The organism is Paenibacillus agri (assembly GCF_013359945.1).
Taxonomy (GTDB): Bacteria; Bacillota; Bacilli; order Paenibacillales; family Paenibacillaceae; genus Paenibacillus_AQ; species Paenibacillus_AQ agri.
On the sequence record NZ_JABWCS010000215.1, the window covers coordinates 45664 to 69034 of the forward strand.

At 49.2% G+C, this 23371-nt stretch carries 20 protein-coding genes and 1 riboswitch; of the genes, 18 read left to right on the top strand and 2 right to left on the bottom strand.

What is annotated here, in order from left to right; all coding sequences use genetic code 11:
• Positions 1-65 precede the first annotated feature (65 nt).
• The 8 genes from HPT30_RS19415 to HPT30_RS19450 all read left to right on the top strand — a co-directional run bounded on the left by HPT30_RS19415 (position 66) and on the right by HPT30_RS19450 (position 10719).
• Complete coding sequence (locus HPT30_RS19415; RefSeq protein ID WP_175372985.1) at positions 66-1742, top strand: type 2 periplasmic-binding domain-containing protein; 1677 nt, start codon at positions 66-68, stop codon at positions 1740-1742.
• Positions 1743-1770: 28 nt separating this feature from the next.
• A complete protein-coding gene (locus tag HPT30_RS19420) occupies positions 1771-2673 on the top strand; it encodes an ABC transporter permease (RefSeq protein WP_175372986.1) in 903 nt (300 codons plus the stop codon).
• Positions 2674-2690: 17 nt separating this feature from the next.
• The gene (locus tag HPT30_RS19425; RefSeq protein WP_066363873.1) at positions 2691-3581 is read left to right on the top strand and encodes a carbohydrate ABC transporter permease; all 891 of its coding nucleotides are present in this window, start codon (positions 2691-2693) and stop codon (positions 3579-3581) included.
• A gap of 38 nt (positions 3582-3619) precedes the next feature.
• Positions 3620-5398 (top strand): glycoside hydrolase family 36 protein, encoded by a 1779-nt coding sequence (locus HPT30_RS19430; RefSeq protein WP_175372987.1) that lies wholly within the window; start codon positions 3620-3622, stop codon positions 5396-5398.
• Positions 5399-5865: 467 nt separating this feature from the next.
• Entirely contained in the window at positions 5866-6537 is a 672-nt protein-coding gene (locus HPT30_RS19435; protein ID WP_175372988.1) for a YitT family protein, read from the top strand.
• 348 nt (positions 6538-6885) lie between these two features.
• Complete coding sequence (locus HPT30_RS19440) at positions 6886-8436, top strand: spore germination protein (protein ID WP_175372989.1); 1551 nt, start codon at positions 6886-6888, stop codon at positions 8434-8436.
• Positions 8437-8441: 5 nt separating this feature from the next.
• Positions 8442-9569 (top strand): GerAB/ArcD/ProY family transporter, encoded by a 1128-nt coding sequence (locus HPT30_RS19445; RefSeq protein WP_175372990.1) that lies wholly within the window; start codon positions 8442-8444, stop codon positions 9567-9569.
• Positions 9547-10719: a Ger(x)C family spore germination protein gene (locus HPT30_RS19450; protein WP_175372991.1), complete on the top strand. Its 1173-nt coding sequence runs from the start codon at positions 9547-9549 to the stop codon at positions 10717-10719. Before HPT30_RS19445 ends, HPT30_RS19450 begins: the two co-directional genes overlap by 23 nt.
• Before the next feature lie 71 nt (positions 10720-10790).
• Here HPT30_RS19450 and HPT30_RS19455 read toward each other — a convergent pair whose 3' ends face one another.
• Positions 10791-11408 (bottom strand): hypothetical protein, encoded by a 618-nt coding sequence (locus HPT30_RS19455; RefSeq protein ID WP_175372992.1) that lies wholly within the window; start codon positions 11406-11408, stop codon positions 10791-10793.
• A gap of 198 nt (positions 11409-11606) precedes the next feature.
• On the opposite strand from HPT30_RS19455, the gene HPT30_RS19460 reads away from it, so the two are divergent.
• The 8 genes from HPT30_RS19460 (at position 11607) to HPT30_RS19495 (ending at position 20925) form a co-directional block, all read left to right on the top strand.
• Positions 11607-12308: a response regulator transcription factor gene (locus HPT30_RS19460; protein ID WP_175372993.1), complete on the top strand. Its 702-nt coding sequence runs from the start codon at positions 11607-11609 to the stop codon at positions 12306-12308.
• Entirely contained in the window at positions 12305-13276 is a 972-nt protein-coding gene (locus HPT30_RS19465; protein ID WP_175372994.1) for a sensor histidine kinase, read from the top strand. The genes HPT30_RS19460 and HPT30_RS19465 overlap by 4 nt, the downstream gene beginning before the upstream one ends.
• Positions 13277-13381: 105 nt before the next feature.
• On the top strand, positions 13382-14152 hold the full coding sequence (locus HPT30_RS19470) for an ABC transporter ATP-binding protein (RefSeq protein WP_175372995.1): 771 nt from the start codon (positions 13382-13384) through the stop codon (positions 14150-14152).
• Positions 14127-16076 carry an FtsX-like permease family protein gene (locus tag HPT30_RS19475; RefSeq protein WP_175372996.1) on the top strand — a complete coding sequence of 650 codons (1950 nt, stop codon included), beginning with the start codon at positions 14127-14129 and terminating at the stop codon, positions 16074-16076. The genes HPT30_RS19470 and HPT30_RS19475 overlap by 26 nt, the downstream gene beginning before the upstream one ends.
• 15 nt (positions 16077-16091) lie before the next feature.
• Positions 16092-16715, top strand: coding sequence for a DedA family protein (locus HPT30_RS19480; RefSeq protein ID WP_175372997.1), 624 nt, complete (start codon positions 16092-16094; stop codon positions 16713-16715).
• 95 nt (positions 16716-16810) lie between these two features.
• Complete coding sequence (locus HPT30_RS19485; protein WP_175372998.1) at positions 16811-17674, top strand: undecaprenyl-diphosphate phosphatase; 864 nt, start codon at positions 16811-16813, stop codon at positions 17672-17674.
• Positions 17675-17765: 91 nt separating this feature from the next.
• Positions 17766-17970: riboswitch (cobalamin riboswitch) on the top strand.
• Between the two features lie 155 nt (positions 17971-18125).
• On the top strand, positions 18126-20423 hold the full coding sequence (metE, locus tag HPT30_RS19490) for a 5-methyltetrahydropteroyltriglutamate--homocysteine S-methyltransferase (protein ID WP_175372999.1): 2298 nt from the start codon (positions 18126-18128) through the stop codon (positions 20421-20423).
• Between the two features lie 310 nt (positions 20424-20733).
• Positions 20734-20925, top strand: a complete 192-nt coding sequence (locus HPT30_RS19495; RefSeq protein WP_175373000.1) for a hypothetical protein — start codon at positions 20734-20736, stop codon at positions 20923-20925.
• Positions 20926-21074: 149 nt separating this feature from the next.
• Here HPT30_RS19495 and HPT30_RS19500 read toward each other — a convergent pair whose 3' ends face one another.
• On the bottom strand, positions 21075-21227 hold the full coding sequence (locus HPT30_RS19500) for a DUF1540 domain-containing protein (protein ID WP_175373001.1): 153 nt from the start codon (positions 21225-21227) through the stop codon (positions 21075-21077).
• A gap of 326 nt (positions 21228-21553) precedes the next feature.
• Here HPT30_RS19500 and HPT30_RS30465 point away from each other — a divergent pair, with 326 nt between their 5' ends.
• Positions 21554-22072, top strand: coding sequence for a DUF4349 domain-containing protein (locus HPT30_RS30465; protein WP_175373002.1), 519 nt, complete (start codon positions 21554-21556; stop codon positions 22070-22072).
• Positions 22032-22802: a DUF4349 domain-containing protein gene (locus tag HPT30_RS19510; protein ID WP_175373003.1), complete on the top strand. Its 771-nt coding sequence runs from the start codon at positions 22032-22034 to the stop codon at positions 22800-22802. The genes HPT30_RS30465 and HPT30_RS19510 overlap by 41 nt, the downstream gene beginning before the upstream one ends.
• Positions 22803-23371: the final 569 nt, after the last annotated feature.

Below are 23371 nucleotides of genomic sequence, written 5' to 3' on the forward strand. Positions count from 1 at the left end.
TTGCCCCAGACTATCTTCTACAATAACCATGTAGACAAGAAACACAACTAAGAGGGGGAACACTGATGAGCAGAAAAGGTAGTGTCTTGGGCACGGCTATGCTGGCATCCGTAATGCTATTATCTGCCTGCGGCGGCAATTCATCCGGCAACAATAGCGGCAATACTGCTAGCGAGGGTGATAGCACAACACCGGCGGTGGAGAAGGTTAATGAGTTCGGCTGGAAGCTGCCACAGAAAACGACGCAGATTCACTTTTTCCAAGCAGAGAAAGGAAATCCGGATAAGATCAACAGGAAACAAGCAGCGTTCCATGATTATTTGTTGAAAGAATTTAATGTAGATATCCAAAGATCGTCTCTGGATGTTGATCCCAAAGAAAAATTGAATCTGATGCTGGTATCCGGTGATTACCCAGAGGTTATTGCAGCCATGGATGAATCCCAGATTTCCCAGTGGAAGGCACAGGGGAAAATCATCGATCTGGCCCCGCTGGTAGATAAATACGGACCGAATCTCAAGAAAGAGTTGGGCTCCCGTTATGAAACCTATCTTGACGCAGATGGCAAGCTGTGGGGACTTCCTCGTGGTTGGGGATATCTGCCTATTCCTGATTTTACCGCTCACATCCGTTGGGACTGGTATCAGGAGATTGGTGCTCCCGAGATCAAAACGCCTGATGATTATTACAATGTCCTGAAACAGATCGTAGCCAAGCATCCTACCAATGACAAAGGTGAGAAGAACTATGCACTGTCCTGGAATAGCGACGTCAGAATTGACAGCGCTCTCGGCTTCTGGGGCTTGAAGGATGGCTATAAAGAGGACGGGGATCACAATCTGACTCACTGGCTGAACACGGCAGAGGGCAAGGAAGGTCTGCTCTACTACAACCGCTTCTTCCGTGAGGGACTGATGGATCCAGACGCATTTATCAATAAGTTCGACGATTGGAAAATCAAGTTCTCCAACGAGCGCATCGCCGGCCATATCGGCCCATGGTGGCAATCATGGAATGCTGGTCATGAAATCTGGCAAAAGACAGATCCGGATTACAAAGAAGACAAACGTTTCGTACAAATGGCATTTAAAGCTCCTGACGCAGAGAAAGCTTATCTGTCCGCCAAGAATACACATGGCTGGAATTACACAGTAATCACAGATAAAGCAAAAAATGCTGAAGAGATTATCAAGTTCCTCGATTTCACAGTTTCACCGATCGGTACGCGCCTGATGGGCTGGGGTATTCCGAACCTGCCAGAATCCTATTGGAACTATGAAGGTGACGGCAAATGGTCGTTCAATGAGACACAGAAGCAAACACTTCTGGACGGCAAGCTGGATTTTGAGAAAACAGAAACAGCTAACGGCAGCAATTCCTTCTGGCTGGCTTATCCGCAAGGTCTGCTGAGTGATGATAACAAGAGCACTGCTTGGTTCGATCAGAACTTCATTGCTGATGAGAAGTGGAAGAAGCTGATGAATGATAATGTCAAGGATACGATCTATGACAATACGGAGCAGCGTGTCAGCTTCACCAATGAGAACCCGCTGACGATCAAGAATCAGCAGGTCGAAGATCTCGTTAAAACAGGATTTGTTAAAGTCATTATGTCCCAGTCTGAGGATGAAGCATCCCGTAACTTCGATGAGCTGCGTGACAAGGCTAACAAACTGGGTCTGAAGGATCTCGAGCAGTACCGCACTGAGGAATATAAAAAGAACCTCGCGCTCGTGAAATAACAAGGAGAGATTTGGAGGGAAACCTACTATGAATTACCTCAAGCGATTTTCCCGCGAACGGCAGCTGTGGCTGTTAAGTTTGCCAATCATCCTATGGGTACTTTTGTTTGCCTATTATCCGATGTATGGCTTAGTAATCGCCTTTCAAAATTATATTCCAGGGCAATCCCTTTTCGGAAACTGGATCGGCTTTGACAATTTTGTCCGGTTCTTTAACGAACCTGACTTCTGGATGATTATTAGAAATACGCTTGTCATCAGTATGCTAAATCTGCTGATTGGCTTTCCGGCACCGATTCTGCTGGCACTGCTGCTAAGTGAAGTGAAAAGCAAGGTTTTTAAGAAAACCATTCAATCTCTGTCTTATGTACCCTACTTCATCTCATGGGTCGTGGTGGCCAGCATCCTGTTCACCCTTCTGGGAAGTGACGGTATTATCAATGAACTGCTGGTCCGCTTCGGCTGGATCGACAAACCGATTCTGTTCCTTGGCGAAGGTAAATATTTCTGGGGAATTCTGACTTCCGCTAACCTGTGGAAGGACGTCGGCTTCAGCTCGATCATTTACTTGTCTGCTATTGCCGGGATCGACAAGGAGCAATATGAAGCTGGCAGAGTAGATGGTCTGGGACGGTTTGGGTTGGTATGGCATATTACACTACCAAACATTCGTGCCACAATTGTACTATTATTTATTCTTGCGCTAGGCGGTATTCTGAATGCGGGCTTTGAGCAGCAGCTGCTCTTGGGAAGCCCTAACACGAGGGATTATCATGAAGTCATCGATACGTATGTATACCGGTTCGGGGTTCAACTTGGTAATTACTCCTATGGTACTGCGGTCGGCTTGATGAAGAGTTTGATCGGATTAACTTTGGTCATAACAGCCAACCGCTTGTCCCGAAAATTTATGCAAACGTCTATTTTCTAGAAAGGAGAATGCACCCGATGACTTCACGATCGGTTCCTTGGTCACAACGCTTATTTGATATTGTAAATATTCTCGTCCTGTCATTATTCGGTATTGCTGTAGCCTATCCATTCTTCAATCTGCTGGCACTGTCGCTGAATGATGGTGCAGACGCGGCGCGCGGTGGTATTTACATTTTTCCACGGGTGTTCTCGTTAGATGCCTACAAGCTGTTGTTCGAGAACAGCAAGCTGCTGGAGGGCTTCGGATGGTCCGCTCTTCGTGTAGCGGTGGGTACGAGCACCAGTTTGTTCGTCACAGGTCTGCTGGCTTATATCGTCAGCGTCCGGCATTTCTCGGGACGTAAGTTCCTCCGTGTGTTATTCCTGGTTACGATGTACTTCAACGGCGGACTGATTCCAACTTACCTGCTTATGGTGAAGCTGGGCTTAACGGATTCTTTCCATGTGTACTGGATTCCGTCTCTGATCAGCGCGTACTATATGCTACTGATGTCTTCCTATATTTCTGAGCTTCCTGAAGCCCTGTTTGAATCTGCGAGAATTGACGGTGCTACCGAGCTGAAGATTTATATCCGGCTGGTGCTGCCAATGTCGCTTCCGGTGTTTGCAGCGATCTTTATCTATTCCGCGGTAGCACACTGGAATTCGTGGTTTGATGTGGTGCTGTATAATTCCAGCGGACATTATGACACGCTTCAGGTCTATCTGCGCCGATTGCTTCTGGAAGTAGAAGCTTCACAGCAAATTATGGATCAGCAGCTTCTGCATCAGAAGTTCAACAGCCTATCACCACTAACGCTGCGTGCAGCAACAACAATCGTGGTAACGGCGCCGATCTTGCTAGTTTATCCGTTCTTGCAGAAGTACTTTATCGGCGGCTTGACGATCGGTTCGGTTAAAGGCTGATACAGCTATCATTAGAGGAGAACCCAACAGGAGGAACTATGACGAATTTGATTGACGCTCTTCTCCCCACCGTAAATGTGGTAAGCGAAGAAGATTTCTTTGAAATATCCAAGACTGTAGAGCGGACTGAGGAACATCTGCTGTTCATTGGCATTCGCTTAAAGGCGAAGCGAGACGGTATCCCGCCAGTATGTACGATTAGCTGGTCGATTCCAGCCCTCGATATCCATTCGATGTGGCATCCCGGCGTGGAGCGGAATCGGGCATTCCAGATTGATTGGGGCTCCGGTTTTAACAGCCGTAACTCTTCGCAGGCGCCTGTGACGGCCTTGTTAAATCTTGCCGGAAGAAACCGTATGACCTTTGCTTTCACCGATGTCTTGAACAAGATCGAGGTGAAGGCAGGTATTCATGAGGAGGATTCCTCCTTCCTGTGCTCACTGAAGCTCTTTGAAGAGCCTGTGCCTAGCCTGGAGGTATACGAGGCGGTACTGCGGATTGATACCCGAGATATCCCGTATCATGAGGCATTAGCAGAGGTTAGCCGTTGGTGGGAGGGGCAGCCGGGTCTTGAGCCTGCTGGCGTTCCTGATGCTGCCCTGCGCCCGATGTACTCTACTTGGTATTCTTACCATCAGGAGCTGACTGATGCTGCACTTGAGGAAGAATGCCGTCTGGCCCGTGAAATCGGCTGCGATACGATTATCGTCGACGATGGCTGGCAGACCGATGATAACAACCGGGGATATGCGTTTACCGGGGACTGGGAGGTCTGTGAGACCAAGATCCCGGATATGAAAGCGCATGTGGACCGAGTGCATGATCTGGGCATGAAATATATGCTCTGGTATTCTGTACCGTTCGTCGGCCGGAAAAGCCGGGTCTGGGACATCTTTAAGGACAAGGTGCTCAAGGTAGAGGAAGGTCTGGACGCCGGCGTGCTGGATCCGCGCTTCCCTGAGGTACGGGATTACCTCCTGCATATTTACCAGCAGGCAGTAACGGAGTGGGGTATCGACGGATTGAAGCTGGATTTTGTGGACAGCTTTCAGCCGAGAGACGGTGAACTTCCGGTAGAAGGGGGCGGCCGTGATTACCGTTCCATCCCGGAAGCTGTAGACCGGCTCTTCACCGACATCATGCAGTCGCTCAAATCGATCAAGCCGGATATTCTGATTGAGTTCCGTCAGAGCTATATCGGACCGTTAATGCGCAAGTACGGCAACATTTTCAGAGCGGGGGATTGTCCGAACGATTCCATTCAGAACCGTGTGCGTACGCTTGATCTTCGGCTGCTGTCCGGCGATACGGCTGTACATTCCGATATGATTATGTTCAATCCGCATGAGGACACTGCCAGCTCAGCTATGCAGTTCATCAACAGTCTCTTCTCTGTGCTGCAAATTTCTGTGAGACTCGCAGAGATTGGGGAGGAGAAGCTGGCGATGCTGCGGTTCTGGACCGACTTCAGCCGCGAATACAGTGATGTGCTTCTGCGTGGAAGCTTGTCTCCGCAGCACCCGGAACTGCTGTATCCGATCGTAACGGCGAACAAAGACAACGTCCAGGTGATTGCTTGTTATGCTGAAATGGTCATCACGCCTCAGGGAACGCCTGAGCGGCTGGCGATTGTCAACGGAACGTATACTGATAATGTAGTCGTTAAATGGACGTCTGATCCTGCCGTGTATGTGGCAGTGATTAAGGACTGCCGTGGGGAAGTGACGGAACAGCTGACACTGGAATTACGGAAAGGGCTGCTGGAGGTGCCGGTGCCACGCGCAGGCGCAGCTATTTTGACCCGACTACAATCATAAAGGTGAAGAGGGAGTGCAGATATCTGCATTCCCTCTTTTTTACATTGGCATAACAAACCGTAGCGTAGTTCTCGAAATACGACCATTGTTCCCGCATTTCGATGTATTTTTTAACGTTTTTTTAAATATAATGGGAGAAAAACAGAAAGGGCCAAATCATCATTTTTACACAAAGGTGTTTAGAGTCTCTTCTTCGCGTGGTATAATGTAAACAGAACTTATCAAATTAAAGAAAGGATCAGGATACCATGTGTCCCCGAAGGACGAATCCCCAAAGGACGATTTGGAAACGTTATGATCTGTCTTATACTTAGCTTCCCTGCCGAAGATGCGCGAACCGTTAATTGACGAAGCCGCCTCTACGAGGGAAGGGAGTAGCATTATGCGAAGGAGCAATACCTCCGGTTCAACCCGTCGTAGAGGTTGGTGGGACGTTTAGCCGCCATTTACGATAAGGGGAGACCAGTATGAGGAAACACAATCACGGAGCAGAGCTTCTGCTGCGGTTGACAGTCATTTTGTTAGGAACATTGCTGCTTGCATTTACGTATTATCACATTAATTATCAGAACCATTTGACCGAGGGCGGGTTCGTAGGATTATCGCTGCTTGGTAAATATGTATTGGGCATTTCGCCTTCACTTTCTATTTTGATCCTAGACATACCAGTACTTCTGATTGCCTGGTTCTTCAAAGGAAAAGCGTTTGTCTTGAACACATGTGTCTCTGTAGGAGCGTTCACTCTCTTCTACGGACTGATGGAGCATTACTCCGGATGGGTCATCAATCTGCATGATAATTTGCCGGTTGCGGCTCTGTTATCAGGAGTACTGACAGGTCTGGGAGCTGGAATGGTGCTTCGCGCAGGCGGGGCGAGCGGCGGTGACGATATTTTGTCGCTGCTGATCAGTGAATGGAAAGGAATTAAAGTTGGCACCGTATTTATTCTGATGGATGTTATCGTGCTGGCACTATCCCTCTTCTATATGCCATTGAAAGAGACGCTATACACGGTTATGGCTGTCGTTGTGGCAGGTTATGTAATTACCTTTACAACCTCTCTGGGCAAAGGAAAGCTGGCGAAAGCGCCAAAGCCGAAATTGCCAACACCGCTGGGCAACCCCCAGAATGTGCGATAATTGGAATGCAAGGCTGAATCATCAGCTAGCTATGGATATAGACTTATTAGTGAGAGACCGGTCAGAATTTCTGGCCGGTTTTTTGCTCGTGATAGGTTACTAGTTCAGCGACTTCTACAGAAATCTGGACTGATCAAAGCCAATAGTAAGTAAACTTTCATGACTCATACGAGCGTTGTATTTTCACATAAAAGGCTGCTTATTCTTTCTGCTTTTTTCGCGCTCTTTTTCCTAGCGACCTCCGACATAACACCTGATTCCTTGATCGACCAGTCTATTCCATATGTATGTTTATCCAGATTTAGGGGAACATAACAAGGAATTTAGTGGAAAGACGAGGTGTGCAGTATGGACAATCTCACGGATAACACAGGAGGAACGGATTATACAAGCCAGCTTGAGCCCGTTTCTTCCGCTATCCCTGTTCACGTTCAAGCTGCAGTTCAACAGCTGAAGGACGGTTATTTTCAACGTGTCGATGATCTCTACGTCCGTTATAACAACGTCAGTTCGGCGCCATCCGCCCTTATTTATATCCATACCATCGTGGACCCATCCATCTTGGAACGAGATCTCCTTCCGTATTTGAATCAGGCGGTCGAACATTCGGACGCAGGCAAGAAGTTGTTCGATCGGTTGAAGCAGTACATTCCGATTGGACAAATCGATCATACAACCGACATGGCTTATGTCGCCTACATGCTTCTGCAAGGCCAGGTGGTTCTCTTTATCGAAGGAGAAGCCAACGCATATCTGTTCCAAACGAAGCTCATTTACCAGCGGGCCATCGATGAGCCATCTACAGAACCGAGCACCTCTGGCGCCAAGGAAGGCTTTAACGAAAGCCTGGATACTAGTATGGCTCTCTTGCGCCAGCGCATCCGTTCCCCTTTGTTCAAGAACAAGAAATATACAATCGGCAGTTTGACCCAAACGCGCGTAGTTATCGCCTATATAGAGAGCGTGTCTAATCCGGCAGTTATCAAAGAGATCGAGAGGCGGATCGGGTCCGTTGAGCTCGATGCCCTTCAGTCTAGCCATCAGTTGCTTGAATTTATCCAGGATCAGCGGTATACCTTGTTTCCGCTTATCGCCAAGACCGAGCGCACGGATCGAATCGTCCAGCACCTGCTGAACGGAGGATTCGCAATTATCGTGGACGGTACATCCTCTACGCTCTATGGACCGATCAATTTCCTGGAGCTGCTCCATGCGCCGGAAGACCATAATTTCTCAACTTGGGCGGGTACGTTTTTTCGGATGCTACGGTTTACAGCGATGTTGATTACAATCTTTATGCCTTCGCTTTACGTCGCCTTGAGCAGTTTTCATCCCGACTTGCTTCCGACCTTTCTGACCTACAGCATCATTGCTGGCCGGGAACGAGTCCCGTTCCCTTCCATTGTCGAAGTGCTTCTTATGGAAGGCACCTTCGAACTCCTTCGGGAAGCCGGCATTCGACTTCCCAAAATCGTCGGCAGCACCATAAGCATCGTCGGGGCATTGGTTATCGGGGAATCTGCCGTAAACGCAGGCATCATCAGTCCGCAGATGGTGATCATCGTATCGATCACTGCCATTTGCTCGTTCACGATTCCTAATTACAGCCTGGGGGTCGGTCTTCGCTTGATCCGGTTCATTTTTATTATGCTGGCAGGCACTTTGGGGTTTTTCGGCATCGTATTTTGCATGATGTTCTTATACCTGCATTTAACCGGTCTCAGATCAGTAGGCGTGCCTTACTTGACGCCGGTGGCGCCTTTTCGGAGAAAAGAAATGAGGGACTCGCTCCTGCGCTACCCGGCTCCCAAGTTGAACACCTATTCTGAGTTTCTCGCGGAAGATGTTAACCGGCTCCGATTCCCCGAACCCGCACCAACACCAAATGACAGGAAGTGAACAGAATGGACCTTTCGGAGAAAATAACCCCTTTGCAGGTAGCAGGCCTGATCGCACTGCTTGTCGCAACCCAGAACCATGTATTCGCACCTGCGATCATGGCCCGCTTCGCCCATGAGGACATATGGATTTCGTCCTTGCTGTCAGCCGCGGGCGCTTTCCTCTTTTGCGTATATGCGGTTTGGCTGGCCGGTCAATTCCCGAATCTAACGCTGATTCAATTTCTGTCCGTCTTGCTCGGCCGCTGGATCGGAAAAGCCATTGGCATCTTATACTTGGGATACTTTATTTGCCTGACGGTGATTTATGTTCAAATGCTGGCAACTTCCTTTAAGACACTCTTCCTGCCGATGACGCCTCTCATTGTGTTCGTCGTTCTCATCGTTTTGTTTTGTATTTATGGGGCGGCTCAAGGGATGAGCGTATTAGGCAAAATGAGCACGTTGGTCATTCTGGCGCTTCTTTTAGCAATGCTGCTTTTGATCGCAGGCACGCTTCCAAGCGTTGAGATGAGCAATTTCCTGCCTATCCGTCAATCCACTTGGTTCAATATCTTTCATGCCTCCTTGTTCAACCTGGCTTCTTTCACTCAGAGCATTGTCGTTACGATGCTGTTTGCGTTTGTTCAGCCTGACAAGATGAAGTATGCGAAGAAGTACGTGATCTGGGGTAGCATGCTCACGTTCGTCGTAACCAGCTTGCTCGTGATCGAGGTAAACGGCGCTTTCTCCCCGAATCAATTGGAAATGCTGACGTTTCCGACAGTTGAGCTCATCACCTTGTTCAATTTCGGCACCTTCTTCGAGCGGGTTGAGTCGATATTTGTATCGGTATGGGGAGCCGCGATGTTTCTGGTCATCGGCATGCTGTTCACAAGCTGCTTGATTATCATCCGGCACTTGCTCGGCCGGTCCGGCCGATCCGCGTCTAAGCGGTTTTCGCTTCTATTCGGTGCAGCCGTTCTTTTACTATGCTTGTACTATGTGCCAAATACGCAGAAGCTTTCCTATTTCATGTTGCATTATTGGACCTACTTGTCGCTGGTATTCCAGGTCGGGATCCCGCTTCTGCTTGGATTGGCCTGTTTGGTTGCCAGAGGGAGAATGTCACATGCGGACAATACGGATGCTTAAAATTGCGCTGCTGATGTGCGGATGCCTGCTCATGGCCGGCTGCTGGGACCGTAGGGAGGTTAATGAAACCGTATTTCTGACGGCTTTATCGGTCGATAAAGGGAGCCGCCAGAAATACGAGGTCACCTTCCAATGGGCGAATCCGGAGACCTTCTCTCAGTTTCCCTCCGATATCACCAAGCAGCCGATCACGGTCTTCACCATCGAAGGAGACTCGATCGAGGAGGCAGCGGGTAAGCTGACCGAGATCTCCTCGAGATCGCCGAACTATTCGCATTTGGAAGCTGTCGTAATCGGGGATGAGGTTGCGCGAGAGGGCATTCACGAGATTCTCGATAAGGTCGGAAGAACCTTTCAAATCCGTCGGACCAAGTTCCTGCTGGTGGCCGAGAATAAAGGAAAAGACTTGCTTCAAGCCAAAACTCTCTTCTCCATCCCTGCTTTCGATTTAAGTGAGGTGCTCTTGAGCAGTAATCGGGCCTCGTCGTATGTTCAGGTGAACTATAATGAATTCATGCAACTCTATAAGGCTGCAGAGTCAACCTCGTTCCTGCCCACTTTGCATGCCGTCTCCACCAAGGAAGACCGGCCATCAGACGAAGGTGTCCAGAATACGCTTCTTAAGGTCAAAGGAATGACATTCTTTCAAGGCGACCGCGCCGTTTATCGGCTCAATGGCCAACAAACGAAAATGTGGTTATGCGTTCGGGGAAAACTCCGTAAGGGCACGCCCCTTCTTTGGAAAGAAGACTCCCATACGCTGGCAACCTTCAAAACCATGACGCAGTCGAGCAAGTTCGACTTAAAGGGAAACGCTGCCTCTGTTTCCGCCGAGATCGACATCCATGTCACGGTCAGCACAGACGAGATCTATGATAACGTGACCGCGAAAGGCGAGCAGGATGTTGAGAACATGAAAGCTGGCTTAGAAGAGACGTTAGAGCGTGAGATCAGCCAGTTAATCGCGAAAACACAGCAGAGCAAAAGAGATATATTCTTATTTGGACGAGAGATTCGTACCCGGTATCCATGGAAATGGAAGCAGTTGAAGGAGGAATGGGGGGATACGTATTCATCGCTTGAGATTAAGGTGAACGTACATGTCAAGATTGTCAATTCAGGCATGCTGACGCGCAATGCGCTGGATTAGGAAGAAGGCAGCATCCTCGGTGGCCTCGGTAATCTGCTGGACGGCCGGTAAGAAAGTCTGTGAAGCTGTGTTTATGTTGAAAAAGCGGCCTTACCGGGGGATTTCCGGTGAGGTCGCTCTTTTGTTCTTTCGTTATTGATGGAGGCAATCGTTTCAAATACCCATGAATACGCAGCCTTGATGTTCGTACTATTCACTATGTCAAGTGTAATCCCCCAATCCTGACGCGCCATGACTGGTGGATCTCCGCCGGGTTGATCTTCAGGGTGCAGCAGAAAGCCTGAAATATACATATGAGGATTTATGTCTGCAAAAGTGCCGTATTCCACATCCTCGAGAGTAAAAAAGGCGGCGGGCTGCTTGGATTCCACGAAAAAGATGGGCAGCCTCGTCTCCCCGTACATTTTCGCATATTGGCCTTCGGCGGCTTCGCGAAGATGCTCCTTCATAATAAAGACGGCGTCGTAATGGGACGCAAGCTCAGCCCCTCTTTTCAAATCCTCAAAAGTAATCTCAGTGAAGGTCACATGCTTTTCTCTCACGATCGGCGGATCGCCAATGACCGCCAGATTTAAGCTTTGTCCTCTGTATAGCGATGTATCATCCGATTGCTGAATCATCTCAAACGTACAGCCAGCCAGCAGCACAACCAGCGATGCCAAGAACAGTATAAGTTTACTTGCTTTCATTGCATTCATATCCCTAAAGCTCCAATCCAGTTATTGTTGAAACGATATTCCATTATTTTACTTATGGTTATAGGATACCATAGAATGTAATTGCACCGTATACTAAAGAGCTGAATTTGACGTACGTCCCTGGTGCTGTATATATTAGTTGGCAGACCCCCGGTCAAGAGGTCTGGGTCATTGGAGGCGCAAATTAGAATGTTTAAAATATTCATTATTGAGGATGATCAGGGCCTGGTGTCGTTGCTCCAGGACTACTTGCATAAATTCGGTTATGAGACACAGGCCGTGCATAATTTCGAGACGGTGCGCGAGCAGTTTGAGGCGTTCGCTCCGCATCTGGTGCTGTTGGATGTCAACCTGCCTAAATTCGACGGGTATTACTGGTGCCGCCAGATTCGTGGCATCTCTACCTGCCCGATTTTGTTCATTTCGGCAAGAGCGGGCAAGATGGATCAGGTGATGGCACTGGAGAACGGTGCGGATGACTATATTACGAAACCCTTCGATTATGAGATTGCTATGGCCAAAATCAAAAGTCAGCTCCGGCGCGCCTACGGTACTTTCGCGGGCAACTTTAATGAACGGAGTCTTACCGTTTCCGGACTGACGCTGGATGTGGAACGGCTGGTGCTGTCCCGGGGCAACGATCGGACGGATCTCAGTCATACGGAGGTCAAGATTTTGGACGAGCTGATGCAAAAAGCCGGGGCCATCGTCACCCGTGACCGCCTGCTTGAGAAGATATGGGATGATCAGGTGTTTGTCGATGACAACACGCTTAACGTCTACGTTACCAGGGTCCGTAAAAAACTAGCGGCGCTGGAGATCCATGACGGTCTGCAGACCGTGCGGGGTCAAGGCTACCGGCTGACACCGAACTGGGGGGATGGGGAGTGAAACTATTTTTACGGGAGCAAAAGACATTAATCCTCGTATATCTGACCCAGCTAGCTGTCATTACACTGGTTTACAGACTGGATGGAGGTAGCGCGGTCAGTGTTAGTCTATATGCTGATATCCTCAGCACTTGTCTGCTGATTGCCTACCTCGGTTTCCGTTACATCTCCAACCGTACCTTCTACGAACGGATGACGGCACGGCCTTCCACGCTGGACGAGACAGGTGGCCCGTCGCAGGATACGCCGCTGGCTGAGAGCTTGCGCGGGCTGTTAACCCATCAATTCCGCCTCTATAAAAATGATCTGCACAGCTACCGCCACAAGCTGGAGGAGCATATTCATTTCATCAATCAATGGGTTCATGGCATGAAGACCCCGTTGTCCGTCATTCATCTGATCATTCAAGACAAGGATGGGCCCCCTTTCACGGCGATTGGAGACGAGCTTGATCGTCTGAAGAAAGGACTGGAGACCGTGCTATATACAGCAAGACTGGATACGTTCGAGCATGATTTCTATGTGGAGCGGTTGGAACTGCAGACAGTCCTGCGGCGGATTACTTCAGAGCAGAAGCGACTGTTCATTCGTAGCCGTGTATATCCCTCTATTATGGTAGAGGACAATATTGTTGTGACTTCGGATGAGAAATGGCTGTCCTTTGTCCTGACCCAAATCATTACAAATGCTGTCCGGTACACAGTAAAAGAGGGCGCAGTCATTCATTTAACAGGCTATATACTGAATAATAGGGTAGTATTGGATATACGTGATGAAGGGGTAGGCATTCCGCCGGGCGATCTGCCGCGGGTGTTTGACCCTTATTTTACTGGCGTAAATGGCCGGAATTTTCAGGAATCCACCGGGATGGGGCTATACCTGGTTAAGCAGATTTGTACCAAGCTCGGTCATGAGGTCAGCATCAATTCAGAGGTAGGGAAAGGCTCAACGGTACGGATTGTATTCTAACCACCTTACAATTGTGTAAGGTAACTGTAAGTTTCACAAATAGCTGGCGCCTGAGAGGTGTTTGTATAATAGAAGCATTCCAGGCCACGGAAGGAGCGGCGGCACTTGCCCATACTTGAAGTCAATAATTTATCCAAAATTTATGAGGGCCAAGTGTCCACGCAAGCGCTGAATCATATCCGGTTTGCTGTGGAAAAGGGTGAATTCGTCGGTATTATGGGCCCTTCAGGAAGCGGGAAAACGACCCTGCTGAACGTCATCGCCACCATCGATCAACCGACCTCCGGTGAGATTTCGATTGGTGGACGAGACCCTAATCTGCTCAGCAGACAAGAGAAGGCCTTGTTCCGCCGTCATGAGCTGGGTTTTGTATTCCAACAGTTCAATCTGCTCGACACGCTCACCGTGGAAGAGAACATCATTTTGCCGTTGACACTGGCCGGTGTCTCTGTTCCAGAGATGGAAAGTAGGCTGCTACAGGTATCAGAAGCGCTTGGCATTGGGCATTTGCTCAAGAAGCGGACGTACGAAATTTCCGGCGGGCAAATGCAGCGGACGGCGATCGCCCGTGCTATGATCCACCGGCCTGCGCTGATTCTGGCCGACGAGCCTACAGGCAATCTGGACTCCACAACATCGGGCGAAGTGATGGGTATGCTGGAGCAGATCAATGCTTCGGAGGGAGCGACGGTGCTGATGGCTACACATGATGCCGTGGCTGCGAGCTTTTGTCACAGGGTGATTTTTATCAAAGACGGGCGGTTCCACAGTGAGATGTACAGGGGCAGCAGCCGAGCCGCCTTCTTTCAGAATATCATTGATATGCTGTCGCTTCTGGGAGGCGCGGGCCATGACCTTTCGGCAGTTCGCTTATAGAAATGTAATTCGTAACAAGCGGAAGTATGCCGCCTATTTTGTCAGCAGCTCGTTCTCCGTGATGATCTTCTTTCTGTGTGCCCTGTTTATTTATCACCCGGATCTGTCCAAGGATCTGATTTTCAGTACTGCAACGCAGACGATGATGGTCGCCGAAGGGTCCATTTTTGTGTTTTGCTCCCTTTTTGTACTGGTATCTGTGAGTTCGTTCCTGCAATCCCGCAAGAAGGAATTCGGCATTCTACTGATGCATGGGATGACTAGGCGGCAGTTGCACCTGATGGTCTTTTTGGAAAATATGATGATCGGCAGCGCGGCAATTTTCACCGGTACCGGGCTGGGCTTACTGCTTGGCAAGCTGTTCCTGATGATTGGCTCGGGCTTCCTGGGCATTCATTCGCTTTCCTTTCATCTGCCCTGGCAGGCCCCAGTGCTGACCATTTGCAGCTTTGTGCTGTTGTTTGGTCTGATCTCGCTCTGTACTTTTGCGCTAACTGGCCCTGAAGATCCGATGCCGCTGTTCCAAGGGGAAAGCAAGCATGAGGAAGAACCTAAAATCTCTGTAGTGCTTGTGCTGCTGTCAGCAGTTTTCCTGATCGCTGGTTACGTTATGGCCGCCACAGTGCGCGCGGCTTTGGTAGATGTCATAATGTTCCCTGTCGTGATCATTACTGTCATTGGAACGTATCTGTTCTACACCCAACTGAGCATCTACATTGTGAAGTTACTGAAGAGAACACGGCGTTTCTATTGGCATCGGATTAACCTCATCGCACTCTCTGGCCTGTCATCCCGCTGGAGAGAGAACGGACGCATGTTCTTCATTATCACGATTATTTCGGCCGTGTCATTCACTTCTGTTGGTGTATTTGCTTCCATTCAGACGTTGACCCGGGAACTGAAGCTTAATTACCCGGCAGCTGTTGGCTATGTGGCTAAGGGGACGGAGGACGCGGCAGAAACAGAACAGCACCTGGACAGCATTCGCAGGGAGCTCGCAGGCCGTGGCCTGATCTTCGATACACTTAGCATCCCTATTAAATATGCAGAGGTGGAATCGCAGACTGGGCCGGATCGGACGCGGCTGCTGCCCCTGATCTCCTACAGTCTTTATAAGCAGGCGCTGATGAAGGCTGGATTCAGTTCGTCCGAAAGGCCGCTTGAAGGTCACGACGGGCTGGTCATGATCGGCTCTCAGCGGGACCGCAGTCTGACGAGTGAGCGGGTCAAGGCTACATATACCCTGCGGCAGGGAAGCATAATTCGGGAGATCGGCTACACCGAGGAATTACCGATTGCGAACCATCTGCTCCCGGCGCTGGACGGCGTTGACGGGGGTGACTTTAGCGGCATTGTGGTTAGCGATGAGCTGTATACTGCTATCCGCCCCGTGCAGACTGATAGGTACACGGGATTCTATGTTGCAGATTTGCTGCAAACGGTTGGAATCGCGGCCGATCTTTCCGTCAAGGGCAAGAGGGCATACACTGCTGATTATCCCTATGCCATTGCAGTCAGCGGCACATTGTTTGAGATCCACAAGACTCTGTACAGTACAATGCTGTTCGCTTCTCTGCTTGTGGGTACCGTCTTCTTCATTGCAGCTGGAAGCTTTCTTTACTTCCGTCTGTACATGGATCTGGATTATGATCGTCTGCAATATTCCACCCTGGCCAAGATGGGTGTCACTGATCAGGAACTAGACCGGATGGTGACTGTTCAGCTGTCGCTGTTGTTTTTTGTGCCGATTGGACTGGCGATTCTGCACAGTCTGTTTGCATTCATTGCCCTGCAACGTTTATTTTATTTGTCGATCGTGACCGAGACAGGAGCGGTTCTGGCGGGTTATTTTGCCGCCCAGGTGCTGTACTTCTTCTTCATCCGCAGCCGCTACCTGCGCAATCTGAAGAAAAATCTCATCTGAATGCGAGGCGAAAGCATGAAAACATGGATTACAGATTTTATGGAACAATTCGGTTATCTAGGCATCTTTCTGATGCTGGCCTTTGAAAACATATTTCCCCCGATTCCTTCGGAGATTATCCTGCCATTCGGCGGTTTTATGACGACCACCTCTGGGCTGACCCTTACTGGCGTGATTCTTGCGGCAACGGGCGGATCGCTGCTGGGCGCAGTCATTCTGTACGGTGTTGGCCGAATGCTGGATGTGGACCGGATGGAACGGATTGTGGAGCGCTGGGGCAAGGTGATTCGCATTACCAAAAGTGATATACGCAAAGCGGATGCGTGGTTCGACAAGTACGGCTATTGGACTGTACTGTTCTGCCGGATGATTCCGCTGGTGCGTAGCCTAATCTCGATCCCAGCCGGAATGTCGGGGATGAAATTCGGCGTGTTCATGCTGTTCACGGCCATAGGAACGCTTGCGTGGAACGTGCTTCTGGTGCTGGTAGGGGCTGCTCTCGGTGAATCCTGGGAGAGTATTGCCGGTTACATGGATGTCTACTCAAACATTGTCTATGTCCTCATTGCAGGCGGTCTGATGCTGCTGGCTTTCTTGTATTTCCGCAGACGGAGGCAGAGAGCAAGCGCACGCAGTTAGAACGTTTGAAGTGGAGGCCTGGGCTCGAAAGTAGAAGTAGGAATGGAAGCATTCGAATGATGACGCTATGAAGATGAATTTAAGGAGGATTTAACATGGACCTGCTCATGATTATTAAAGCAATTATTCTTGGCATCGTCGAAGGTATAACCGAGTTTGCTCCCGTATCCTCTACTGGTCATATGATTATTGTGGATGATATGTGGCTGCGGTCACAGGCATTTCTGGGCCAACATACGGCAAATACATTTAAAGTAGTTATTCAGCTAGGCTCGATCCTGGCGGTTGTAGTGATTTTCTGGAAAAGATTTATTGATCTGCTGGGCTTGAAGCGGTTCAGCCGCAAAGAAATGCAGCCTGTGCCGGATGGACAGACACAGCTGCCTGCCGGTGAAGGGCATCTAAAGCTTCGCATGGTGCTGATCGGTCTCATTCCTGCCGGAGTCCTTGGCGTATTGACAGAGAACTACATTGATGACCATCTGTTTTCGACGGCAACCGTATTGATTGGTCTTGTCATCGGTGCGGTATTTATGATTTGTGCCGATCGTTTCGCCCCGAAGAAGGTTCAGACCGAAACGGTCGATCAAGTGACCTACAAGCAGGCGCTGGGCGTTGGCCTGATGCAGTGCTTCGCCCTGTGGCCAGGCTTTTCCCGCTCCGGTTCCACCATCTCCGGGGGCGTACTGCTGGGGATGAGCTACCGGGCAGCAGCTGACTTCACGTTCATTATGGCCGTGCCGGTCATGGCCGGAGCTACCCTAATCTCCCTAATCAAGAACTGGCAGTACTTCACGGTGGAGTCCTTGCCGTTCTTCATCGCTGGCTTCATAAGTGCCTTTATTTTCGCGCTAATATCGATGCGTTTCTTCCTGAAACTGATCAATCGGGTCAAGCTGATGCCCTTCGCGATCTACCGAATTGTGCTGGCGGCAGTGGTGTATATTATTTTCTTCTAACTGGCTATAAGGATTCCGTATAACTGCTACACTCATAATCTATTGCGGTTTACTTGGTATTCCAGTATGATGACGTTATATTCATTCCCGAAACTGAATAACGGATACAGGTGCCTGCCGGATACCCACATACCGGATGGCTTAATAGGGAAGTTCGGTGCAAGACCGACGCGGTCCCGCCACTGTAACGGAAGAGTCTTCAGCGACCCTCGTCACTGGCAGCATATGCTGTTCGGGAAGACGGCTGAAGATGTAGACGCCGCAGCCAGGAGACCTGCCTGTTTCGACAGCACAGCTTTACCTACGGAAGATAGGACGGTGTTAGACCAGCTACCAGTATGTATAATACTAGGGCGTCTTTCCCTCTGACTTCTTACAGGGAGAGACGCCTTTTTTGGGTATAAAACATGACGCATATAGATTATTAGTGAGATAAGGGAGGAACCTAGGAATGACGCAAACAGTAAAAGTAAGTAACCTCGGGTACCCGAGAATCGGGAAAAACCGTGAATGGAAAAAGAACCTGGAGACCTTCTGGTCCGGCCAAAAAAATGAAGCTGAATTCCGTTCCGAAATGGAAAGAATCCAGCTCGAGCATTTGCAAACACAAAAAGAAGCCGGTATTGATCTGATTCCGGTCAATGATTTCACATTCTACGACCACGTGCTGGATGCAGCCGTAATGTTCGGAATTGTACCTCCACGGTATGAATACGATGGCGGAGACATCGGACTGGACCTTTACTTCGCAATGGCTCGCGGTAACGCTACAGCTACTGCATGCGAAATGACTAAATGGTTTAACACGAACTATCACTATATCGTTCCAGAGATCGGCAACCAAACGCCGCGTCTGACTGAGAACAAGCCACTTGCGGCTTACCGTTTTGCTAAAGCGCAAGCCGGTATCGAAGGCAAGCCGGTTGTCATCGGCCTTTACACCTTCCTGAAGCTGTCCAAAGGCTTCCAGCCATCTGAAACGGCTGAAATCGCGAAGCGTTTCTTGCCAGTATATGTGCAACTGCTTCAAGAGCTGAAGCAAGAAGGCGTGAAATGGGTACAAGTGGACGAGCCTGCGGTAGTAACCGGGCTTACCAATGAAGATATCAGCCTGCTTGAGACGATTTATGCAGAAATCGCTGCAGCTGTGCCTGGATTGAACATCATCCTGCAAACTTACTTCGAAGCTGCTGAACCGCTTGAAGCACTTCTTAAGCTACCTGTACAAGGTCTGGGTCTTGACTTCGTACACGATGGCGGTACAAACCTCGAATCCATCGAGCGTCTGGGCTGGCCGGAAGACAAGATTCTCGGCGTTGGTATCATCGACGGACGTAACATCTGGCGCTCCGATCTGGATGCTAAGCTGGCATTGCTGGACAAACTGGCGACTCATGTTAGCTTGGACCGTGTGTTCCTGCAACCATCCTCCAGCTTGCTGCATGTACCGGTAACCGTAGAAGGCGAAGACAAGGTTAAATCCGTAATCAAGAACGCTCTGGCATTCGCGAACGAGAAGCTGGTAGAACTGAAGCTGATCAGCTCTGCACTGGAAAACCGTGATGCTGTTGCTGCCGAGCTGCAAGCTAGCCGCGATGCACTTGCTACCTTCCGTGCCCTGCCTGAGCGCGGCCGTGAAGATATCGCTGCAGAAGTGCGCAAGCTGGCTGAACTTCCTGCAAACCGTAACCTGCCATTCGCAGAGCGTGTGAAAGTACAGCAGGAGAAATGGAACCTGCCACTGCTGCCAACAACAACGATCGGAAGCTTCCCGCAAACACCAGAAGTTCGCCAAGCTCGTCTCAAATGGCGCAAAGGTGTATGGAACCAAGAGCGTTATGATCAATATATCCGTGATCAAATCGACGAAGTCATCACTTTCCAAGAGAAGCTCGGACTGGATGTACTCGTACACGGTGAATTCGAACGTACAGACATGGTTGAATTCTTCGGTGAGAAGCTGGCTGGATACTTGTTCACCCGCAACGGCTGGGTGCAATCCTATGGCTCCCGCTGCGTGAAGCCGCCGGTAATCTATGCTGACGTTGCTTTCATCGAGCCAATGACCGTTAAAGAGAGCGTCTATGCACAATCCCGCACCAAGCTTCCGGTAAAAGGCATGCTGACTGGACCGGTAACGATCCTGAACTGGTCGTTCGTCCGCGATGACTTGAGCCGTGAAGAAGTAGCGAACCAAATCGCGATTGCACTGCGTCATGAAGTGAAGGCACTGGAAGATGCTGGCGTTGAGATGATCCAAGTGGATGAGCCAGCGATCCGTGAAGGTCTGCCACTGAAGCCAGAAGATCGTCAGCACTACCTGGATTGGTCGGTTAAAGCGTTCCGTATCTCTACCTACGATGTCAAAGACACGACTCAAATTCATACGCATATGTGCTATAGCGAGTTCAACAACATGATCGATTCTATTTCCGATATGGATGCTGACGTTATCTCCATTGAGACTTCCCGTAGCCATGGCGAACTGATCGTGAGCTTCGAGGAGCAAGACTACGATAAAGGCATCGGCCTTGGCGTATACGACATCCACAGCCCGCGTGTCCCAGCTGTAGAGGAAATGACAGTCAACATCGACCGCGCTCTGCGTGTATTGGAGCCAGAATTGTTCTGGATCAATCCAGACTGCGGACTCAAGACCCGTGGATGGGCAGAAACTGAAAGCGCCCTGCGCAACATGGTTGAGGCCGCTGCGATCGCAAGAGCTAAGACTAGCCCAAGCAAAGTGTAATACCGCGCTGTAAGCTATGAATATATGTACTAGAAAATCAGCAGGCTCCCTTCGTGGGAGACCTGCTGGTTTTTTGTTATTGGGGAGCTAGAATTCGCTCGGTTTCGCTCAGCCTATTTTAGCTGACTCGAGTTAGGCTAAACAGGAAGTGAGCAAGGGCATACAAAAGGAGAGCAAGAGCGTAGGAAAGAGGGTGAAGCGCATATAGCAGGGGGCAAGGGCGTGGGAAAGGTGAGTAAGAACATACAGTAGGTGAGCAAGGGCGCAGGGGAAGGCGAGTATGGGCACAGCAGGAGAATAAGGGCATGGAGTGGGCGAGGAACAGTTACAATCGAGTGGCGAACGAGAGAATGCGTCAGGTGAGCAGAAGCAAGCAGCAGATAAGCGAGAGAATGCGTCAGGTGAGCAGAAGCAAGCAGTAGATAAGCAAGTGCCTACTGCATGCAAACAAGATCATGCTGTATACAAGCAAGAGCATACAGCAGTAAGTAAGGTTGTGTAGACTGCAAAGGGTGTGTCCACGTCTTCCGGCTTTTAGGACAACTTCTTTATTGTATATTCTTTTTTTATCGATACACTTGATAATAATTCTCATTATTGATAAAATAAATGAGAAAAGAAGGAACCGTGGAGGGTTCCTTCCGGGTAAACTTACTTGCTCTCGAATGTTTTACAATCTGTTTCTTCCGCACGTGTTGGCTCCTTGGAGCTATGGAAAGCAACAAAGATGGAATCAGCCTGACATTTGTTCTCCTCTGCCCAGTGGGTGCAGGAGTTGACTTCACAGATTACGTCTTTTGCCATAAGGGTTCACCTCCCCTTTAGTAAAATGACTGCATCGTTAAATGGAATCTGCTGCTCGGCAAGGTGGAGCTTGTCCGAACAGAACCATGCCCTCATCCTAATGGATGTAAGGGTTTTTTGGTGTTATTTGTCTGTCAAGACACCGTAATTGTACCAAACAAAGTGACTGTTCGCAAACAGAAGCATCCTGATCAGGATGCTTCTGTTTTTGTTTTTACTGGGACTCTTTATCACTTTATGCAAAACTTTTAATAACATGCAACATTCCAGCTTCTGGAATCGTCTGGGTAGAAAGAAGTATTCTACTAAATTATGGGGGTATGGCGATGCGAAAATGGGGGTTGTATGGGATTTGGTTATTGATTTTGGTTATTGTCGTCACGGGTTGCGGATCGGCTGACAAGAACAGCAGTAATATGGCTGCGGATTCGGGAACGGCTAGCTCTGAAAGTAAATTTGACAGTGAGGCGCTGATACAAAAATCTGAGATGGCGGACAAGTCTATGTCTAATGTTTCTGCTGATTCGGACGCTAAAGCCGAGGGCGGATCAGAAGACGGTAGTTCGGTCACCGCAGGAGATTCTACAGCGTTAAATACCGGCAAGGCTGGTGCCGGATTTACAGGCAGTGACGTAGTAGCTGGATTGAACAAGAAGCTGATCTATCGCGCCAATCTGAACATGGAAGTGGATAACTACGCTAAGGCTCAGACTGAGGTTCGCAACATGGTGACGCTTGCCCAAGGCTATATTATCGAGTTCAACGAGAATATGTCTGAATATGAGCAGGGTGGCACTTTTTATTATGAAGGTACCGGCATCTGGCTTCTCCTCTTTTTTGAGTAATCTTGAAAAAGTGAAGCATGCGAAACTCCAGCGTAGTATTCAGGGGCAGGATGTATCTGAAGAATACGTAGACCTTGAATCCCGACTGAAGGCTAAGCAAATGATGGAAGCTCAATATACTGAATTTATGAAAAAAGCGACCAAGCCCGCTGACCTTGTCGCGTTTGCCAACGAACTGGGTTCCATCCAGGAGGAGATTGAACGGATCAAAGGGAGAATGCGTTACATTGACCAGAATGTTTCGTTTTCAACTGTAGAGCTACGTTTGTACCAAACGGACGAAAGCCTTGATGTGATGAAGAAAAAAGGTCAGGATCCACTCGGTACACGCGCATCTCAGGCCCTGAGCGGCAGCTTGAATGCGTTGTCTGTTACCTTTCAGTGGATTGTGGTGATCCTGGCCGGTGCTTTGCCAATATTAATCGGTGCAGCGCTTGTTCTGATTATCGTCTTCGCTTATCGCAGAAGAAGACAGCGCCGGCAGAGTGAACAATCTCAATTGATTCGGGAAGCGAACCGGCAGTCGGGGCGGACGCAAGAGAAAATGCCGGAAATCCGGCAGCCGTCACCGGAGATCAAACAGACGCAGGCGAAAGCAAACCAGACGCAGGCGAAAGCAGACCAGGCGCAGCTTAAGGTAGAGAAGACACAATCGGAAGATGTGCAAGCGCCACAGGTCGGGGCTGATCCTGTGGATGACCGTGAGAATGGTAACCGTGATAAAAAGTAATGTATGCGGGTGAGAAATTTGTACATGGAACGCGAACCTGCTTCATTTGTTGCTGAAGCTAAGTGGAGGTAGAAGGTACTGCGTTTGTTGAAAGAAAAAATTCGTTTAGAACAATCTGATGAGAATAACCAGAGTCGTTGTAAGCGAACAAGGCAGTCCGAGCAGACAGTGTTGAGCAACCAGAATAAGTAATTTAGAGACCAAGCAGCAAAGCAGAGTTAGTCGTTTGGGAGATCAAGCAGTAAAGCGGCTGAGGTGATTAAGCCTAGGCAGTGTTCACTTGAAAAATAACAGGACGGAGTCCCGTTATTTTGCCTTGGATCGTTAGGTTTTAGGGAATAACAGGAAAAAATCCTGCTATTTCTCCCGATTATGCGATTAAATTCAAATCAGGCAGAATTAACAGGAGATAATCCTGTTATTGTGTGAATATCTGGAGAAATGTTTGAATTAACAGGAGAATTTCCAGTTAGCCGTCAGCGCGGAGCATGATCATCTTGTATCTTTTGGGTAAAAGTCAGAAGTGAGTAACGGGAATTAGTGATGAGCACTAGTAGTGGAAAATATTC

Coding starts and splice junctions, on each gene's coding strand:
- HPT30_RS19415 (WP_175372985.1), top strand. CDS start 66: ATGAGCAGAAAAGGTAGTGTCTTGGGCACGGCTATGCTGGCATCCGTA.
- HPT30_RS19420 (WP_175372986.1), top strand. CDS start 1,771: ATGAATTACCTCAAGCGATTTTCCCGCGAACGGCAGCTGTGGCTGTTA.
- HPT30_RS19425 (WP_066363873.1), top strand. CDS start 2,691: ATGACTTCACGATCGGTTCCTTGGTCACAACGCTTATTTGATATTGTA.
- HPT30_RS19430 (WP_175372987.1), top strand. CDS start 3,620: ATGACGAATTTGATTGACGCTCTTCTCCCCACCGTAAATGTGGTAAGC.
- HPT30_RS19435 (WP_175372988.1), top strand. CDS start 5,866: ATGAGGAAACACAATCACGGAGCAGAGCTTCTGCTGCGGTTGACAGTC.
- HPT30_RS19440 (WP_175372989.1), top strand. CDS start 6,886: ATGGACAATCTCACGGATAACACAGGAGGAACGGATTATACAAGCCAG.
- HPT30_RS19445 (WP_175372990.1), top strand. CDS start 8,442: ATGGACCTTTCGGAGAAAATAACCCCTTTGCAGGTAGCAGGCCTGATC.
- HPT30_RS19450 (WP_175372991.1), top strand. CDS start 9,547: ATGCGGACAATACGGATGCTTAAAATTGCGCTGCTGATGTGCGGATGC.
- HPT30_RS19455 (WP_175372992.1), bottom strand. CDS start 11,408: ATGAAAGCAAGTAAACTTATACTGTTCTTGGCATCGCTGGTTGTGCTG.
- HPT30_RS19460 (WP_175372993.1), top strand. CDS start 11,607: ATGTTTAAAATATTCATTATTGAGGATGATCAGGGCCTGGTGTCGTTG.
- HPT30_RS19475 (WP_175372996.1), top strand. CDS start 14,127: ATGACCTTTCGGCAGTTCGCTTATAGAAATGTAATTCGTAACAAGCGG.
- HPT30_RS19480 (WP_175372997.1), top strand. CDS start 16,092: ATGAAAACATGGATTACAGATTTTATGGAACAATTCGGTTATCTAGGC.
- HPT30_RS19485 (WP_175372998.1), top strand. CDS start 16,811: ATGGACCTGCTCATGATTATTAAAGCAATTATTCTTGGCATCGTCGAA.
- metE (WP_175372999.1), top strand. CDS start 18,126: ATGACGCAAACAGTAAAAGTAAGTAACCTCGGGTACCCGAGAATCGGG.
- HPT30_RS19500 (WP_175373001.1), bottom strand. CDS start 21,227: ATGGCAAAAGACGTAATCTGTGAAGTCAACTCCTGCACCCACTGGGCA.
- HPT30_RS30465 (WP_175373002.1), top strand. CDS start 21,554: ATGCGAAAATGGGGGTTGTATGGGATTTGGTTATTGATTTTGGTTATT.
- HPT30_RS19510 (WP_175373003.1), top strand. CDS start 22,032: ATGAAGGTACCGGCATCTGGCTTCTCCTCTTTTTTGAGTAATCTTGAA.